Below are 16,606 nucleotides of genomic sequence, written 5' to 3' on the forward strand. Positions count from 1 at the left end.
GGAGGGGACTTAAATGCCGCAAGCAATAGCCTGTTTCCGGATGGATCGAACGCTCGCTTTGCAAACCGGAATGCTTGCTTCGCCGCCTTTGGCGGCGTTTACAAGCCTGACCCCACCCCGCACCCCTCCCTCGGGAGGGGCTTAGATACTATCGGTAATAAAAGCTTGTTTCAGGGTGGATCAAACACTCGCTTTGCAAACCGGAGTGCCGACCTGGGCGCCTGTGGCGGCGTTGGCAAGTCTGACCCCACCCCGCACCCCCTCCCCGGCAGGGGCTTACATGCCGCAAGCGGCAAATTCAGCGCCCCTGCCTACCGCCAAACCGCGGATAGCAGGCGAAAACCCCTCCCCAATTTTTAATTCTTAATTCTTAATTTTTAATTACGTGTACGATTTCGACCACAACCTCTTTCTGGCGCTCAACTTCGACGGCGGGTCCTTCGTGGACCGCGCGATGCTCGTCATCTCGGGCACGGCGATGTGGCTGCCGCTCTACGCGCTGATCCTCTACCTGGTCTGGCGGCGAAGCGGCTGGCGGGGCGTTGCGATTTTCTTCGTGCTGATGGTCGCGGCGCTCGGGCTGGCGGACATGGTGTCGGGCATCTTCAAGCACAACGGCCTGCTGGGCGGTCTGCTGCCCGGCTTCGAGCCGCGCTGGCGGCCCATGTTCACCCCCTCGCTCGAGGGGCTGGATATATCGCCCGATTCGCTGCGCGTGCTGCGCCGGCTGACGCCCGATTCGCTGGCGGCGGCCGGTCTGGCCCGCGACTGGGCGGTGCACGTACCCGTCGAAGCGGTCAGCGGCCGTTACGGAACCGTCTCGGCCCATGCCGCAACCGTCGTGGCGCTGGCGACGCTCTCCGCGTCGGTCATCCGGCGGCGGTGGTTCACGTGGCTGATCGTGGCGTGCACCCTGCTGATCTGCTATTCGCGCATCTATCTGGCCAAGCACTTCCCGACGGACCTCCTATGGGGCGCACTCGTGGGGCTGGCGTTAGGATACGGAGCGTGGCTGATTTACCGCCGGCTGCGCGGACGCATCGCGGCCGGAGGGCCTAAGCGAGCGTGAGCGAACCTGAACGGGCGCGACAGTCTGAACGGGCATAAGCGGACTGAGCGGAGTGCGGAAACCGAAAGAGGGGCCGGGAATCGATTCCCGGCCCCTCGTCCGTTCCACTCTTGGGTCAGAAATCCCAGTCGGCGGCGTTGTACTGCGCCTTGACCGCGGCGTCCACCTCCGGGAAAAAGGTCTGCCCCGTCAGCCGTTCGATCTCCTGCACGGACTTCATCTGAGCCGTGCCGAACGCAGTCGAAGCACCCGCGTCGGCGTTCTCGAACCAGAATCCCACGGCCTGCAGCTCCTCCGGGCGGCATTGCTGGATCGCCTTGCCCGTATGGCCGTTCTTCGTGCGCAGCAGCAGCTTGTAGAAGTGGGTCGGCACGACGACCGTCTTGGCGTAGCCCGCGCGGTGGCCCACCCAGTTGGAGGCGTTGATCCAGCTGGCATCCATCGCCGTCTTCCCCTCGTCGCCGAAATAGGCTCCCGAGACGCAGTAAAGCGTATCCTGACAGACATATTGATCGAGAATGCGGCTCTCTGCCGCCGCCCACAGCATCTGGAACACCGAGCCGTCTGCCGACGCCTGCGCGGCGATGTTGCCCGAGCGGAACGTCTGCGTGTTGAGCTCCGAACCCGCGCCGCCGCGGTAGGACGAGGCGAGCATATGGCCGCGCGTCCACTGGTAGCCGTCGTTCCCCTCGCCCGAGACCACGGCGTTCGTGCCGCCGCCCAGCGGGTAGATGATCGCCTGCTCGGCATCGGTCATTTCGGGCGACGGAGCCCACGGATTGTCCGACCGTGCGACGCCGCCCTCGCTGTAACAGCGGTGCTGGGGATGGGCGATCCAGAGCGGCTGGTGGCGGCGGATGTCGTAGCAGCAGGTGTAGTTGCGCACTTGCTGCCGCGAGGCGACGGTCGGAGCGTAGCAGGTGGCGATCACGTAACCGGCGCCGTCGGCCGGGCGCTCCGGCAGTTCGGGCCACGCATAGGAGAGGGTCGGGCGCTCCAGGTCGAGCAGCTGCCCCGCCGAAGCGGAGGTCGCAAGCCGCACGTCGTCGAACTTAACGCCCGAGCTCTGTTTGGGCAGCACGGGGGTAATGAGGATCGACAGCCGCTCCGTGGGGGCCGCGATGCTGAAATCGACCGAGATGCGCTGCCACGTGTTGTAAGCCGGAGCGCCCGTGTAGGCCAGCTCCTTGTAAAACCCCTTGTCGCCCGCGACGGCGATCGTGCAGTTGGCCGCTTCGAAAGCGGCCCCCAGCGAGAGAGTGAAACGCTGTTCTCCCTGCACAGCGATGTCGCGGATGAGAAAATAGGCGTCGTAGTCGAAATAGAGCTGCATGTAGTTGCAGCCCGAAGCCGCCGGATAACGGCCGGCGCTGCCGTAGGCGTTGTTGTAGACGCGCACCTGCCGCACGGCATAGCCGACGCTCCCTGCTCCGTCGCCCGCGGCATGTTCCCAGCCGCCGGCGTCGGCCCAGCCGGAGGCGATGTCCGTTCGGTCGAAATCGTCGTAGTAGAGCGTCCGCGTTTGGGCGGCCGCCTCGCGGGTGACCGTGATGCGCCGCACAACGGCCTCCGCACCCTCGCCGGCAGTGACGGTGAGCGTATGGCTCTCCCCGGCCGGGATGTCGGTCACGGCGATCGTGCCGTCCCCGGAGCCGCTGAGGGGCGTGACAACGAGCGACGGGGAGGAGGGCGCGGCCACCCACTTGGTATTGCACCCGACGGCGATCACGTTGGCGGCCGGGGCGTTCGGATCGAAGTGCAGCACGTCGCCGGGCGTAAGGCTGAGCGTGTACCCGCCCGCTTCGGCGCGGCGCGTCACGGCGACGGGACGGCCCGTCGGGCCCGCCGCGGTGCAGACGTCGAAGCGGAGCGTCGCCCCGCGGGGCATGTCCACGATGCGGAAGACGCCGTTGCCCTCGCCCGAAGCCGGCTCGACCACCGCGGCAGCCGTCGCCGGGGTCCAGCAGACCTGCCACGAAGTGTTCGAAAGGACGCTCACGACGTTGGTTTCTGCCGCCGTTTCGCTGAAGTCGAATGGGACAGTGGCCAGGGCGGCATAGGCGTCGTCGTCCACGCTCCGCGAGCAGGAGAGAGCCAGCAGAGCCGCACACGGCAGCCAGGCTCGCAGGCAACCGAGGCGGCGGAGCGCCTCGCGGAAAGAGAGGTAGAATCGTTTCATGTTCACGTTTTGATTGGTTCGTCGAAAAACGGATTCAATGTAGGAACGGGGCTTCGATGGATCGCTTTCAAAACGTACATATCCGCCGGCAAAAGGTACACGGGCCGAAAACTGCGATTCCCCGAGCCGCACGGGCGGATTATTCGGCGGAAATTATTAACTTTGCGCTTTCGGAACGATAAACCAAATACAGACGATATGATCCCCGAACTCAGTGAACAGGAACAGTTGCGCCGTCAGTCGCTTCAGGCATTGCGCGAACTGGGCATCGACCCCTATCCGGCCGCCCGCTACGAGGTGACGGCCACCGCGCGGCAGATCGCCGAGGAGTACGACCCCGAGAAAGGGAATTTTCAGGACGTCCGCATCGCCGGGCGCATCATGACGCGCCGCATCATGGGCAGCGCCTCGTTCTTCGAGCTGCAGGACCACACGGGCCGCATCCAGGTCTACATCCGCCGCGACGACGTATGCCCCGAGGGCGATCCGACGCTCTACAACACGGTGTTCAAGAAGCTGCTCGACATCGGCGACTTCGTGGGCGTGGAGGGTTTCGCCTTCCGCACCAATACGGGCGAGCTGTCGGTGCACTGCCACCGCTTTACGCTGCTCTCGAAGTCGGTGCGGCCGCTGCCGGTGGTCAAGGAGAAGGACGGACAGACCTTCGACGCCTTCACCGATCCCGAGGTGCGCTACCGCCAGCGCTACGTCGATCTGGCGGTCAACCCCGGGGTGCGCGACGTCTTCGTCAAGCGGGCGAAGATCATCGCCACGATGCGCGAATTTTTCAACGAACGGGGCTACGTCGAGGTCGAGACCCCCATTCTGCAACCCATCCCGGGCGGCGCTGCGGCGCGTCCGTTCATCACCCACCACAACGCGCTGGATATCGACCAGTACCTGCGCATCGCCAGCGAGCTGTACCTCAAGAAGCTGATCGTAGGCGGGTTCGACGGCGTGTACGAGTTCGGCAAGAACTTCCGCAACGAGGGCATGGACCGCACGCACAACCCCGAGTTCACCGTGATGGAGATCTACGTGGCCTACAAGGACTACCTGTGGATGATGGAGTTCACCGAGCAGATGCTCGAGCGGGTGGCCGTGGCGGTGAACGGCACGACGGAACTGACGCTCGACGGCAAGACGATCTCGTTCAAGGCTCCGTTCCGCCGCCTGACGATGACCGACGCCATCCGCGAAAAGACCGGCTACGACATTACGGGCCAGTCGGAGGAGCAGCTGCGCGAGGCGTGCGGGCGGCTCGGCGTGGAGACGGACGCAACGATGGGCAAGGGCAAGCTCATCGACGCCATCTTCGGTCAGTACTGCGAGGAGGAGCTGATCCAGCCCACGTTCGTCTGCGACTACCCGATCGAGATGTCGCCCCTGTGCAAGCGCCACCGGTCGAACCCCGAGCTGACGGAGCGGTTCGAACTGTTCGTCAACGGCAAGGAGCTGTGCAACGCCTACTCGGAGCTGAACGATCCGATCGACCAGCTGGAGCGCTTCCAAGAGCAGCTGCGCCTTTCGGAGAAGGGCGACGACGAGGCGATGTTCATCGACATGGACTTCGTGCGCGCGCTCGAATACGGCATGCCCTCGTGCTCGGGCATGGGTATCGGCATCGACCGGCTGACGATGTTCATGACCGACCAGCCGTCGATCCAGGACGTGCTCTTCTTCCCGCAGATGCGCCCCGAGAAGAAGGCGGTGGCCGACCCGGCGGAGAAGTACATCGCCATCGGCGTCCCCGAGGAGTGGGTTCCCGTGATCCAGAAGATGGGTTATCTGACGGTGGATTCGCTCAAAAAGCTCGCACCCGGCAAGTTCTTCAACGACCTGTGCGGCTTCAACAAAAAGAACAAACTCGGCCTGAAAGCCCCCTCGATGGAGCAGGTCAAAACCTGGTGCGAAGAGTAACCCGTCGAACGATGAAAAAACTGCTTTCCCTGCTGGTCGTCCTGCTGACGACCCTCGCCACACAAGCCGGCCAGCCGTTCCGCTTCCACGAAGACGGAAAGTTCCGGATCATGCAGCTTACCGACCTGCACTTCAACGGCAGCGATACGTGGCAGTCGGAGCACGTGCCGGGCATGCTGCTGCGGATGATTCGCGCCGAGCAGCCCGATCTGATCGTCGTTACGGGCGATCTGGTCTACCGGGAGCCGGGCGCGGCGCTGCTGTGCTCGATCTGCGGCACGATCGCCTCATCGGGGGTTCCCTACGCCGTCGCGCTGGGCAACCACGACGCCGAGCAGAACATCACTCCGGACGAGTTGTACGCCCTGATCCGCACCCTTCCGGACTGCGTCAACGGCCGCTACAACGCCCCGGACGAGCGGCAGGGCGACTTCGTGATCCCTGTCCGCTCGCAGGACGGCAAACGCGAGGAGGCGCGTCTCTATGTGATGGATTCCAACGACTACAACGCCGACGACCACTCCTACAAGGGGTTCACCGCGGAGCAGGTCGACTGGTACAAGGCGCAATGCGCCGAGGCCGCCGCGCACAACGGCCGCCGGGCAAATGCGCTGATCTTCTTCCACGTACCGCTGACCGAGTACGGGGAGGCGTACCGTACGGGGCTGATCTGCGGAGCGCGTCTCGAGAACGAGTGCCCGCCGCGCGACAATACGGGCATGTTCCGCGCGCTGGCCGACGGCGGCGAGGTGACGGGCGTATTTGCCGGTCACGACCACTCCAACAACTACGTCGCCCAAAAAGAGGGAATCGCGCTGGTCTACGGCCAGTACAGCGGCGGGTACGCCGAGTATCAGGAGCTGGTGAGCGGCGCACGCGTGATCGAACTTACCGAAGGCCGGCCCGGTTTCACCACGTGGGTCCGCTTCGCCAACGGCCGGCAGAAATACAAGGTCGACTTCCCCAAACAGTTTATTCATACTAACTCCATAAAAACAGACGAACCATGAGAAAGAAAATCGTTGCCGGCAACTGGAAGATGAACACGCTTCCCGCCGAAGGCGTCGAGCTGGCAAAAAACATCGTTGCAGGTCGCGGCGAGGTGTGCTCGTGCGTGAACTTCATCGTATGTCCCCCCTTCACGCACCTCTCCGCGGTGGCTGAAGCGCTCCGCGGCTCCGACATCGCACTCGGCGCTCAGAACTGCGCCACCGAAGCCAAAGGGGCCTACACGGGCGAGGTGGCCGCATCGATGATCGCGGCGTTGGGCTGCAAGTATGTCATTCTCGGCCACTCGGAGCGCCGCCAGTACTACGGCGAAACCTCCGAGACGCTCAACAAAAAGATGGCGCAGGCCTATGCCAACAACCTCACGCCGATCTACTGCGTGGGCGAGAACCTCGCCGAGCGCGAGGCGGGCAAACACTTCGACGTGGTGAAGGCCCAGATCGAAGAGGTCGTCTACAACCTCTCGGAGGAGCAGTACAAGAACCTCGTGATCGCCTACGAACCCGTTTGGGCCATCGGCACGGGCAAGACCGCCTCGGCCGAGCAGGCGCAGGAGATTCACGCCTACATCCGGAAGGTGCTCGCCGCCAAATTCGGCGCGGCAGCGGCCGAGACGGCGATCCTCTACGGCGGTTCGTGCAAACCCTCGAACGCCGCAGAAATCTTCGCCAAGGAGGATGTGGACGGCGGCCTGATCGGCGGCGCAGCCCTCAAGGCCGAAGACTTCCTCGCCATCGGCAAAGGGTTCGCCAAATAGGCGTCTCCCCGAATCGCAAGAGAGATCCCCGAAGCCGTCGGCTTCGGGGATCTCTTTTTAGAACTTATAAAGCACGATGACCGGCAGATTGTGCAGCACATGCAGCAGCACGACAAAACCGAAGCCGTGCTTGATGCGCGCATAGCCGAGGATCGACGCGGAGAGGCTCTTGGTCAGAACATAAAGGGTGAGATAGAGCACGACCACGGCCGTCCGGGGAAAGGAGAACGGCACGTAGTTGAACAGATGCATGCTGCTGAACAGCAGCGCCGAGAGGTAGAAAAACCGCACGAACGGCATGCGAAGCAGCCTTACCCGGGCGACCAGCCAGACAACGCCGGCCAGACCGAATGCGATTCCGATCCGTGCAGGGAGCAGCTTCGCCGTATAAATCTCCCCGCCGAAACCTTTCGAGACCAGCAGAAAGGCGAGGAAGAACAACCCCACCCCTAACGTCGCCAAGCTGCGACGCAACGGGAATCGGAACGCCAGCTCCTCGACCAGAGGCGGCAACAGCAGGACGAGCCAGAGGGGCAAATCGGGATACCGGCGCGTCACTTCGGGGACACCCTCCGGGAACACCCGGCCGAAACCCAGGAAGAGAAGCGAGACGGCAACCGTGCAGCCGAAATACCAGCAGACCGTAATGAGCAGCTGCGACGGACGGTTGTCCCGCCCGAAATACACCGGATTGCGCAGAAAGGAGATCAGGTTCATGTTCGGATCGGTATTTGCGAATCAAATTTACCTATTTTCCACGAAACACGCCCGAACGTCGGGCAGAAATATTGCGCCGGCCGGTTTGCGACGCTTATCCGACTGCATGCGACCGGTACGGGTTGCGCGCAGTAAACCATGCGGAGGGGAGAGGGCCGGTGTGCATCCTCATACTGAGTTGCGAGCGATATGCCGCATCACCGAAAAGATTTTGCGTGCATCAATCCGGCAAGCTGATTCCCGATCGGGATGTATCGCTATAAAAAATGGGAGCAACGATTTTTCATCAGCTTGCTTCCATGACGTGTAAAGCGGACCGCTTCGCTTTATAATTAAGGCACTACTTGGCGGACGCAGCCTGCGGAGGGACGCGGTCTGCGGGCCTCCGCAACCGGGAGGCTACGGCCCGCGCGGCTAAAGCCGCAAACCCCGGGCAAATGAAAATTCATACCTAAGGCTCTTCGATTCTACCTACGGAATCACCGGAAAGAGTTCGATTTTAGACCGCACCGATTTTCGATCCGTGTGGTGCGGATGTCGTGCATCGTGAAAAAATCCCCGGACGGGTAGTACTCGAAGTACGTCCCGTTCGGGGATTTGAGCGATGTGCGGCAGGTACGCCGCAATCATCGAAAATGCTACATTTTTTTGCCCACGTTGGTCTTCTTGGCAACCTTCGGCGCAGCACCCTTGGCGGCGGCAGCCTTCGGTGCGGCGGGCTTGGGTGCGCCAGCCTTCTTGGGAGCGGCTTTCTTGGCCTCGCCCTCGACGACGGTAGCCTCCTCGACGGCGTCGGTGGTCTTGGCAGCGCTCTTGCGCGAGCGGCGCGTCTTGGGCTTGGCCTCCGAAGCGGTCGGGGCGATGCCCAGCGTGTAGGCGTCGTTGAAGTCCACGAACTCGATGATGCACATGTCAGCAGCGTCGCCCAGCCGGAAGCCGGTCTTCAGGATGCGGGTGTAGCCGCCCGGACGCTCGGCGATCTTGGGGGCGATCGTGCGGAACAGCTCCGTCACGGCCTCCTTCTGCTTGAGGTACGAGAATACGACGCGGCGCGAGTGGGTCGTATCCTCCTTCGACTTCGTGACCAGCGGCTCGATGAACATCCGCACGGCCTTGGCTTTGGCCAGCGTGGTCTCGATGCGCTTGTGAAGGATCAGCGACGAAGCCATGTTCGACATGAGCGCCTTACGGTGTCCTGCCTGGCGGCCGAGGTGGTTGAAATTCTTATTGTGTCTCATAATTAATCTTTGTCAAGTTTGTAAATCGATACGTCCATGCCGAACTTCAGATTCAGCGAGGTCAGCAGCTCGTCCAGCTCCGTAAGCGACTTCTTGCCGAAGTTGCGGAACTTCAGCAGGTCGTTGCGGTTCAGCTTCACCAGATCGCCCACCGTATCCACGTCGGCGGCCTTCAGACAGTTCAGCGCGCGGACCGAGAGATCCTGGTCCGAGAGCTTGGTCTTCAGGAGCTGACGCATGTGGAGCACATCCTCGTCGAACTCTTCGGTTCCGTTGGTGTCCTCCATATTGACGGTGATCTTCTCGTCGGAGAAGAGCATGAAGTGCTGGATGAGAATCTTGGCGGCCTCTTTCAACGCCTCTTTCGGGTGGATCGAGCCGTCGGTGGTGATTTCCAAATTCAGCTTTTCGTAGTCGGTCTTCTGCTCCACGCGGTAGTTCTCGATCGAGTACTTCACGTTCTTGATCGGCGTGAAGATCGAGTCGATCGGCAGCGTACCGAACTCGCACTCGGCGGGGGTGTTCTCCTCGGCCGGCACGTAGCCGCGGCCCTTGCCGATGGTCAGCGTAAGCTGCATCTTCGTACCGGGGGCCAGGTGGCAGATCACCAGGTCGGGGTTGAGCACCTTGAAGAACGACAGGTAATTCGAAATATACCCGGCAGTCAGCTCCGTCACACCCGCAACGTTAATGGACACCTTTTCGGCATCCTGATTATCGACTGTGCGGATAAAACGAACCTGCTTCAGATTGAGGATGATGTTCAGCATGTCCTCCATCACGCCGGGGATAGCGGCAAACTCGTGATCGACACCGGCTACCTTGACAGTCGTGATCGCATAACCCTCCAGCGAAGAGAGCAGAATACGACGCAAAGCGTTACCGACAGTCATGCCGAACCCAGGCTCCAGCGGTCGGAACTCGAACTTTCCGAACGAGGAGGTGGATTCGAGCATTATAACCTTCTCAGGTTTCTGGAATGCTAATATTGCCATAATGGGTGAATTTGTTTAATGACTACTTCGAGTACAACTCGACGATCAGCTGCTCCTTGATGTTCTCCGGAATCTCCTCGCGTTCGGGCTTCTGGAGGAACTTGCCGCTCATCGAAGCGTTGTCCCACTCGAGCCATGCGTAGCGGCTCCTGGCGCCGCCGGCAAGCGATGCCGAGATCACCTCGAGCGACTTGGACTTCTCGCGTACCGACACCACGTCGCCCGCGCGAAGCGAGTAGGAGGGGATGTTCACCACGCTGCCGTTGACGCAGATATGGCAGTGCGACACCAGCTGGCGGGCAGCGGCGCGCGTCGGGGCTACGCCCAGGCGGTAAACGACGTTGTCCAGCCGGCACTCCAGCAGCTTCAGCAGGTTTTCGCCCGTGATGCCGCCCATGCGGGCAGCCTGCTCGTAGGTGCGTGCGAACTGCTTCTCCAGCAGACCGTAGGTGTACTTGGCCTTCTGCTTCTCGCTCAGCTGCGTGCCGTACTCCGACACCTTCTTGCGCTTGCGCATCAGACCGTGCTGTCCGGGAGGATAGTTGCGCTTCTCGAGCACTTTGTCCGCACCGTAAATAGCTTCGCCGAACTTTCGGGCGATCTTCGATTTTGGTCCTATGTATTTTCCCATTGTCTTAACGTATTAAATGTTGATTGATTCCTGAACTGCGGCCGAAATTATACGCGGCGGCGGTTAGGAGCGCGGCAACCGTTGTGCGGCAGCGGGGTAACGTCGATGATCTCCATCACCTCGATGCCCGCACCGTGGATCGTGCGCACGGCCGATTCGCGGCCTGCACCGGGACCCTTGACGTAGACCTTAACCTTGCGCAGACCCATGTCGTAAGCGACTTTGGCGCAGTCGGCCGAAGCGGTCTGGGCGGCATAGGGAGTATTCTTCTTCGAACCACGGAAACCCATCTTGCCGGCCGACGACCAGCTGATGACGTCACCCACCTCGTTGGTGATGGTGATGATTACGTTGTTAAACGTGGAGTGCACGTAAGCATTGCCCAGCGCGCCGACCTTAACAACCTTTTTCTTAACTGTTCCAGTTTTCTTTGCCATAATTCTCTAAAGATTACTTCGTTGCCTTTTTCTTGTTCGCTACGGTCTTCTTCTTGCCCTTGCGCGTGCGGGCGTTGTTCTTGGTCGACTGACCGCGGACGGGAAGACCCAGGCGGTGACGGATGCCGCGGTAGCAGCCGATATCCATCAGGCGCTTGATGTTCAGCTGGACCATCGAGCGGCACTCGCCCTCGACCTTGATGCCCATATCGGCGATCGTCGAACGGATCGCGCCGATCTGGTCGTCCGACCACTCCTGTACTTTGAGATCGTAGCTGATGCCAGCGGTCTCGAGAATCTTGCGGGCCGTCGAGCGACCGATACCGTAGATATAGGTCAGGCCGATCTCGCCCCGCTTATTTTTTGGTAAATCTACACCGACTATACGTGCCATAAAATTTCTTTTTCTACTTTAATAAACCGTTGAAACATCACCCCTGGCGCATCTTGTACTTGGGATTCTTCTTGCAGATGACGTAGAGTTTCCCCTTACGCTTCACGATCTTGCAATCCTCGCTTCTCTTCTTGATGGATGCTTTTACTTTCATGATTTCAAGCAATCTAATGTTATTTGTACCGGAAAGATATCCGCCCCTTCGTCAGATCGTAGGGCGTCATCTCCACTTTTACTTTATCCCCGGGAAGGATTTTGATGTAGTGCATGCGCATCTTTCCGGAGATGTGGGCGGTCAGGATGTGGCCGTTGTCCAGCTCGACGCGAAACATCGCGTTGGACAGGGCTTCGATGATCGTTCCGTCCCGTTCGATAGCAGTCTGTTTTGCCATAGAGTCTTACTTGTTAATCGCTTGTTCAATGATACTGAAGTCCGTCAGCACGTCGGGACCGTCCTTGCGGACCGCCACGGCGAACTCGTAATGCGCCGCGGGCTTGCGGTCGCGTGTGCGGACTGTCCAACCATCCCTCTCGAATACCACCGCCTTGGTCCCCATATTGATCATGGGTTCGATGCAGATGACCATGCCCTCCTTGAGCAGGGGTCCTCTGCCGCGTGCGCCGTAGTTGGGAACACCCGGGTCCTCGTGCATCTTGCGACCCAAGCCGTGTCCTTCCAACTCGCGGACCACGCCGTAACCGAAACTTTCGGCATACTCCTGCACGGCCGCCGACACGTCGCCTACGCGATTGCCGGCCCGCGCTTGTGCCGTACCTTTATAAAGAGCCTCTTTGGTGACCGTCATCAGCTGCCTTACTTCCGCGGCAACCTCACCTACGGCGAACGTATACGCCGAATCACCAACAAACCCCTTCATAAACGTACCGCAATCGACCGAAACGATGTCGCCCTCTTTGAGGACGCAGTTCTGGGACGGGATACCGTGAACTACCTGTTCGTTTACCGAAATACACAACGAAGCGGGAAAGCCCTGATATCCGAGGAAAGCGGGAACCGCTCCGTGCGCGCGGATGAAATCCTCGGCAATGCGGTCCAACTCCGCGGTCGTGACGCCCGGCCGGATGTGGCGACCCACTTCGGCCAGCGTCTGCGACACCAGGATGTTGTTCTCGCGGAGCAGTTCGATCTCCTCGTCTGTCTTGATGAATATCATTTTTTCGCCTGAAGAACTCTTCGGAAAACGCCTAATGACGACCCTGGATACGGCCGGTCTTCATCAGACCGTCGTAGTGGCGCATCAAGAGGTAGCTCTCTATCTGTTTGAGAGTGTCGAGCACCACGCCGACCATGATCAGCAGCGACGTACCTCCGTAGAAGTAGGCGAACGCCTGCTGAATGCCCAGGAACTTCATCGCCAGCGCGGGCAGAATCGCCACGATTGCGAGGAAGAACGAGCCGGGAAGCGTGATACGCGTCATGATGGTGTCGATGTAGTTCACGGTCTGCTTACCCGGTTTCACTCCCGGGATAAAGCCGCCGTTTCGCTTCATGTCATCGGCCATCATTTGAGGATTGATGATAATCGCCGTGTAGAAGTAGGTGAAGGCGATTACCAGCACGGCAAGCGTAAAGTTGTACCAGAAGCCGGTCATCGAGCTGAAGGCAGCGGCGAAGGCCGTTCCGGAGAACAGGGCCGGGATGAACATCAGCGCCTGCGCGAAGATGATCGGCATCACGTTGGCCGCATTCATCTTCAGCGGGATGTACTGACGCACGCCCCCGTACTGTTTGTTACCCACGATACGCTTTGCATACTGGACAGGGACCTTGCGGACGGCCTGTACCAGTGCGATCGTTGCCATGAAGACCAGGAAGAGCAGCACCAGCTCGAGGATCAGCATGATGGCGCTACCGGTAGCCGTCTGGAAACGCGCGTTGACCTCGGCCAGCAGCGCATGGGGAAGACGGGCCACGATACCGATCATGATGATCAGCGAGATGCCGTTGCCGATACCCTTGTCGGTGATCTTCTCGCCCAGCCACATGATGAACATGGTTCCGGCGATGAGGATCGTCGTCATCAGGCAAACGACGCCGAACGAATTGCCGTAGACGAATGCCGTGGGGACCTGATGGTAGAGGTTGGCGATGTACGCCGGACCCTGCAGGATCAGCACGCCGATGGTAAGGAAGCGTGTCCACTGATTCATCTTGCGGCGGCCGCTCTCACCCTCCTTCTGCATCTTCTGGAAATACGGAATCATCATGCCCATGAGCTGGATGATGATCGAGGCGGTGATATACGGCATGACTCCGAGCGCGAAGATGGCGGCATTGCCGAACGCGCCGCCGGAGAAGACGTTCAAAAGGCCCAGAAGCCCGTTGCCCTCCAGCTGGCTGGCATATGCCGACCCCTCGCCCAGGGCGTTGGGGTTGATGCCCGGAATCACGACGAAACTGCCCAAGCGGTAGACCAGCAGCAGCCCGATCGTGTAGATCACACGCTTGCGCAGCTCCTCGATCTTGTAGATATTCTTGAGCGTTTCTACCAATTTCTTGTTGGTCGCCAAAAGAGCGATTACCACCAAAAAGACGACACCAACAACGAGATACTGATTCATAATTTTTGGGTTCTAAGGTTGCTTACAGTTTTTCGACGCTGCCGCCGGCCGCCGCAATGGCCGCCTCGGCGCTCTTCGAGAACGCATGAGCCTTCACGGCCAGCGCTTTGGTAAGCGTGCCGTTGCCCAGGATCTTCACCTTGTCGTTCGACGAGATGAAACCCGCGCTCACGAGCGTCTCCACCGTAACCTCCGAAAGCGAGTTCTTCGCGGCCAGCTCCTCGAGCGTCGAGAGGTTGATCGCCTTGAATTCCACGCGCTTCAGGTTCGTGAAACCGAACTTGGGAAGACGGCGCTGAAGCGGCATCTGACCGCCCTCGAAGCCCAGCTTGCGCGAGTAGCCCGAACGCGACTGAGCACCCTTGTGACCACGTGTGGCCGTGCCACCGTGACCCGAACCAGCACCGCGGCCGATACGCTTGTCGTGGTGCGTTGAACCCTTTGCGGGTTTGAGATTATTGAGTTCCATTCTTCAAATGTTCCGTTAGCAGTTAAACTTATTCGGCGGCTTCGGCCGAAGGGGCGGCCTGGGCCTTCTTCGCAGCCTTTTCGGGAGCCTTCGTCCCGGCCACTTCCTCGACCTTGACCAGGTGCTTGACGCGCTCGATCATGCCTCGGATGATGACCGAATCGTCGTGCTCGACACTCGCGCTGATGCGCTTGAGACCCAGCGCGTCGAGGTTACGGCACTGACGTTCCGTCGAGCCGATGCGGCTTCTGATCTGGGTGATTTTCAATCTTGCCATTTCGTCCTATATTAACCGTTAAACACCTTGTCCATCGAGATGCCGCGCAGGCGGGCGATGCTGTATGCGTCGCGCAGCTCGCAAAGAGCGCCGATGGTCGCCTTCACCAGGTTGTGAGGGTTCGACGAACCCTTGCTCTTGGCAAGCACGTTCTTGATGCCCACCGACTCCAGCACGGCACGCATGGCGCCGCCGGCGATGATACCCGTACCGGGGGCTGCCGGACGGATCATGACGAGCGAACCGCCGTAGCGAAGCTCCTGCTTGTGGGGGATCGTGCCGTTGATGACCGGGATCTTCACCAGGTTCTTCTTGGCATCCTCCACGCCCTTGGCGATGGCGGCCTGCACCTCGGAAGCCTTGCCCAGGCCGTAGCCCACCACGCCGTCCTCGTTGCCGACCACCACGATGGCCGAGAAGCTGAAGGTGCGACCGCCCTTGGTTACCTTCGTCACGCGCTGAATGCTTACCAGCCGGTCCTTCAGTTCCAGATCGCTGGTGCGTACTTTCTTTATGTTGGTATTTGCCATAACGCTTAGAATTTAAGTCCGCCTTCGCGTGCTGCTTCGGCCAGCTGTTTAACTCGTCCGTGATAGAGGTAGCCGTTGCGGTCGAACGCTACCGTCGAAATGCCTTTGGCCGTGGCGCGCTCGGCGGCCAGCTTGCCCACCAGGGCTGCGACCTCGCACTTGTTCTTGCCGGCGGCGGCTTCGGCGACCTCCTTGTCGAGCGACGAAGCGGTAGCCAGGGTCACGCCTTTCAGGTCGTCGATGAACTGCACGTAGATCTGCTTGTTGCTGCGGAATACCGTCATGCGGGGCTGTTCGGGCGTTCCGCTGACGATCTTGCGGATGCGCATCTTGATGCGCTCTCTTCTTTCTATCTTGTTCAGTGACATAACTTCAGACTATTTACTATTTAGCACCTGCCGATTTGCCGGCCTTGCGGCGCAGCTGTTCGCCGACGAACTTGATACCCTTGCCCTTGTACGGCTCCGGCTTGCGCAGCGAGCGCAGCTTGGCGGCGACCTGACCCACGAGCTGCTTGTCGATCGACTTGAGCGTCACGATGGGGTTGCCCTTCTTCTCGGTCACGGCCGTAGCGGTCACTTCGGGGGGAAGCATCACGTGCGTATCGTGCGAGTAACCCAGGCTCATCTCGAGGATCTGTCCCTTGACCTCGGCCTTGAAGCCGACGCCGACCAGCTCTTGCTTGATCTCGAAGCCCTTCGACACGCCGATGACCATGTTGTTGATCAGCGCGCGGTACAGACCGTGCAGCGAACGGTGGCGGGGCTGGTTGGTGGGACGCGACACCAGCACGGCGGGCGTCTCCTCGCCGGTGTGTACGTCCTTGTGCGTGCCGACCTCTACCTTGATGTCCGAGTCAACCCGCTGACTCAGCGTCCCGAGTGGCCCTTTCACGCTTACCACGTTGTCGGGCGATACCGTAACGGTCACGCCGGCGGGCAAGTTTACAGGTAATTTACCAATTCTTGACATTGTATTCGTGTTTAATGATTTGCGATTAGTAGATGTAGCACAGCACCTCGCCGCCCACGTTCTCCTTGCGGGCCGCAGCGTCGGTCATGATGCCTTTCGACGTGGAGAGGATGGCGATGCCCAGACCGTTCAGCACGCGGGGCATGTCCGACACCGAAGCGTAACGGCGCAGACCCGGGCGGCTGATGCGCTTGAGGTCCTTGATGGCGTTGGTCTTGGTAGCGGCATCCCACTTGAGCGCGATCTTGATCGAGGGGTGTCCCTTCTCGTCGGTGTCGAACTTGTAGGCCAGGATGTAGCCCTGCTCGTAGAGAATCTTCGTGATTTCCTGCTTAATTTTGGAGCCAGGAGCTTCAACCACCTTGTGGTTGGCTTTCACTGCGTTTCTAATTCTGGTCAGAAAGTCCGCAATAGGATCAGTCATAACGAA

The 16,606-nt window shown here is 60.3% G+C and carries 21 protein-coding genes; 4 read left to right on the forward strand and 17 right to left on the reverse strand.

The features are described from left to right. The first annotated feature begins 385 nt into the window (after positions 1 to 385). Positions 386 to 1,069 carry a phosphatase PAP2 family protein gene (locus tag ACMO9O_RS02870; protein ID WP_418982109.1) on the forward strand — a complete coding sequence of 228 codons (684 nt, stop codon included), beginning with the start codon at positions 386 to 388 and terminating at the stop codon, positions 1,067 to 1,069. A 115-nt stretch (positions 1,070 to 1,184) separates the two neighbouring features. Here the strand turns inward: ACMO9O_RS02870 and ACMO9O_RS02875 are convergent, their stop codons facing one another. Next, positions 1,185 to 3,248 (reverse strand): DNA/RNA non-specific endonuclease, encoded by a 2,064-nt coding sequence (locus tag ACMO9O_RS02875; protein ID WP_418982110.1) that lies wholly within the window; start codon positions 3,246 to 3,248, stop codon positions 1,185 to 1,187. A 198-nt stretch (positions 3,249 to 3,446) separates the two neighbouring features. Between ACMO9O_RS02875 and lysS the strand changes: the two genes are divergently transcribed. The 3 genes from lysS to tpiA are packed head-to-tail and all read left to right on the forward strand — an operon-like array spanning position 3,447 to position 6,933. After that, positions 3,447 to 5,168, forward strand: a complete 1,722-nt coding sequence (gene lysS, locus ACMO9O_RS02880) for a lysine--tRNA ligase (protein ID WP_418982111.1) — start codon at positions 3,447 to 3,449, stop codon at positions 5,166 to 5,168. A gap of 11 nt (positions 5,169 to 5,179) precedes the next feature. After that, positions 5,180 to 6,178: a metallophosphoesterase gene (locus ACMO9O_RS02885; RefSeq protein WP_418982112.1), complete on the forward strand. Its 999-nt coding sequence runs from the start codon at positions 5,180 to 5,182 to the stop codon at positions 6,176 to 6,178. Beyond that, positions 6,175 to 6,933, forward strand: a complete 759-nt coding sequence (gene tpiA / locus ACMO9O_RS02890) for a triose-phosphate isomerase (protein WP_418982113.1) — start codon at positions 6,175 to 6,177, stop codon at positions 6,931 to 6,933. The genes ACMO9O_RS02885 and tpiA overlap by 4 nt, the downstream gene beginning before the upstream one ends. 57 nt (positions 6,934 to 6,990) lie before the next feature. Here the strand turns inward: tpiA and ACMO9O_RS02895 are convergent, their stop codons facing one another. From ACMO9O_RS02895 to rpsH, 16 genes are all read right to left on the reverse strand, one after another. After that, on the reverse strand, positions 6,991 to 7,650 hold the full coding sequence (locus ACMO9O_RS02895; RefSeq protein ID WP_418982114.1) for a hypothetical protein: 660 nt from the start codon (positions 7,648 to 7,650) through the stop codon (positions 6,991 to 6,993). 638 nt (positions 7,651 to 8,288) lie between these two features. After that, on the reverse strand, positions 8,289 to 8,888 hold the full coding sequence (gene rplQ / locus ACMO9O_RS02900) for a 50S ribosomal protein L17 (RefSeq protein ID WP_418982115.1): 600 nt from the start codon (positions 8,886 to 8,888) through the stop codon (positions 8,289 to 8,291). A 2-nt stretch (positions 8,889 to 8,890) separates the two neighbouring features. After that, a complete protein-coding gene (locus ACMO9O_RS02905; protein WP_418982116.1) occupies positions 8,891 to 9,883 on the reverse strand; it encodes a DNA-directed RNA polymerase subunit alpha in 993 nt (330 codons plus the stop codon). Positions 9,884 to 9,905: 22 nt separating this feature from the next. After that, positions 9,906 to 10,514 carry a 30S ribosomal protein S4 gene (gene rpsD, locus ACMO9O_RS02910; protein WP_418982117.1) on the reverse strand — a complete coding sequence of 203 codons (609 nt, stop codon included), beginning with the start codon at positions 10,512 to 10,514 and terminating at the stop codon, positions 9,906 to 9,908. 47 nt (positions 10,515 to 10,561) lie between these two features. Then, entirely contained in the window at positions 10,562 to 10,951 is a 390-nt protein-coding gene (gene rpsK, locus ACMO9O_RS02915; protein ID WP_022332130.1) for a 30S ribosomal protein S11, read from the reverse strand. Positions 10,952 to 10,964: 13 nt separating this feature from the next. Further along, on the reverse strand, positions 10,965 to 11,345 hold the full coding sequence (rpsM, locus tag ACMO9O_RS02920; protein ID WP_418982118.1) for a 30S ribosomal protein S13: 381 nt from the start codon (positions 11,343 to 11,345) through the stop codon (positions 10,965 to 10,967). 37 nt (positions 11,346 to 11,382) lie between these two features. Continuing rightward, entirely contained in the window at positions 11,383 to 11,499 is a 117-nt protein-coding gene (rpmJ, locus tag ACMO9O_RS02925) for a 50S ribosomal protein L36 (protein WP_418982119.1), read from the reverse strand. 19 nt (positions 11,500 to 11,518) lie between these two features. Continuing rightward, positions 11,519 to 11,737: a translation initiation factor IF-1 gene (infA, locus tag ACMO9O_RS02930; protein WP_015547066.1), complete on the reverse strand. Its 219-nt coding sequence runs from the start codon at positions 11,735 to 11,737 to the stop codon at positions 11,519 to 11,521. A gap of 6 nt (positions 11,738 to 11,743) precedes the next feature. After that, a complete protein-coding gene (gene map, locus ACMO9O_RS02935; protein ID WP_418982120.1) occupies positions 11,744 to 12,520 on the reverse strand; it encodes a type I methionyl aminopeptidase in 777 nt (258 codons plus the stop codon). A 31-nt stretch (positions 12,521 to 12,551) separates the two neighbouring features. Continuing rightward, a complete protein-coding gene (gene secY, locus ACMO9O_RS02940; protein ID WP_418982121.1) occupies positions 12,552 to 13,928 on the reverse strand; it encodes a preprotein translocase subunit SecY in 1,377 nt (458 codons plus the stop codon). Positions 13,929 to 13,950: 22 nt separating this feature from the next. Beyond that, complete coding sequence (gene rplO / locus ACMO9O_RS02945; RefSeq protein ID WP_418982122.1) at positions 13,951 to 14,397, reverse strand: 50S ribosomal protein L15; 447 nt, start codon at positions 14,395 to 14,397, stop codon at positions 13,951 to 13,953. Positions 14,398 to 14,425: 28 nt separating this feature from the next. Further along, complete coding sequence (gene rpmD, locus ACMO9O_RS02950) at positions 14,426 to 14,674, reverse strand: 50S ribosomal protein L30 (RefSeq protein ID WP_418982123.1); 249 nt, start codon at positions 14,672 to 14,674, stop codon at positions 14,426 to 14,428. 11 nt (positions 14,675 to 14,685) lie between these two features. Next, positions 14,686 to 15,204 (reverse strand): 30S ribosomal protein S5, encoded by a 519-nt coding sequence (rpsE, locus tag ACMO9O_RS02955; protein WP_418982124.1) that lies wholly within the window; start codon positions 15,202 to 15,204, stop codon positions 14,686 to 14,688. Between the two features lie 5 nt (positions 15,205 to 15,209). After that, a complete protein-coding gene (gene rplR, locus ACMO9O_RS02960) occupies positions 15,210 to 15,572 on the reverse strand; it encodes a 50S ribosomal protein L18 (RefSeq protein ID WP_418982125.1) in 363 nt (120 codons plus the stop codon). 16 nt (positions 15,573 to 15,588) lie between these two features. Next, complete coding sequence (rplF, locus tag ACMO9O_RS02965; protein ID WP_418982126.1) at positions 15,589 to 16,176, reverse strand: 50S ribosomal protein L6; 588 nt, start codon at positions 16,174 to 16,176, stop codon at positions 15,589 to 15,591. 25 nt (positions 16,177 to 16,201) lie between these two features. Further along, a complete protein-coding gene (rpsH, locus tag ACMO9O_RS02970) occupies positions 16,202 to 16,600 on the reverse strand; it encodes a 30S ribosomal protein S8 (RefSeq protein ID WP_418982137.1) in 399 nt (132 codons plus the stop codon). Positions 16,601 to 16,606 lie beyond the last annotated feature (6 nt).

Origin of the sequence: Alistipes sp., assembly GCF_048465635.1 — a bacterium.
In the GTDB taxonomy this organism is placed as follows: domain Bacteria; phylum Bacteroidota; class Bacteroidia; order Bacteroidales; family Rikenellaceae; genus Alistipes.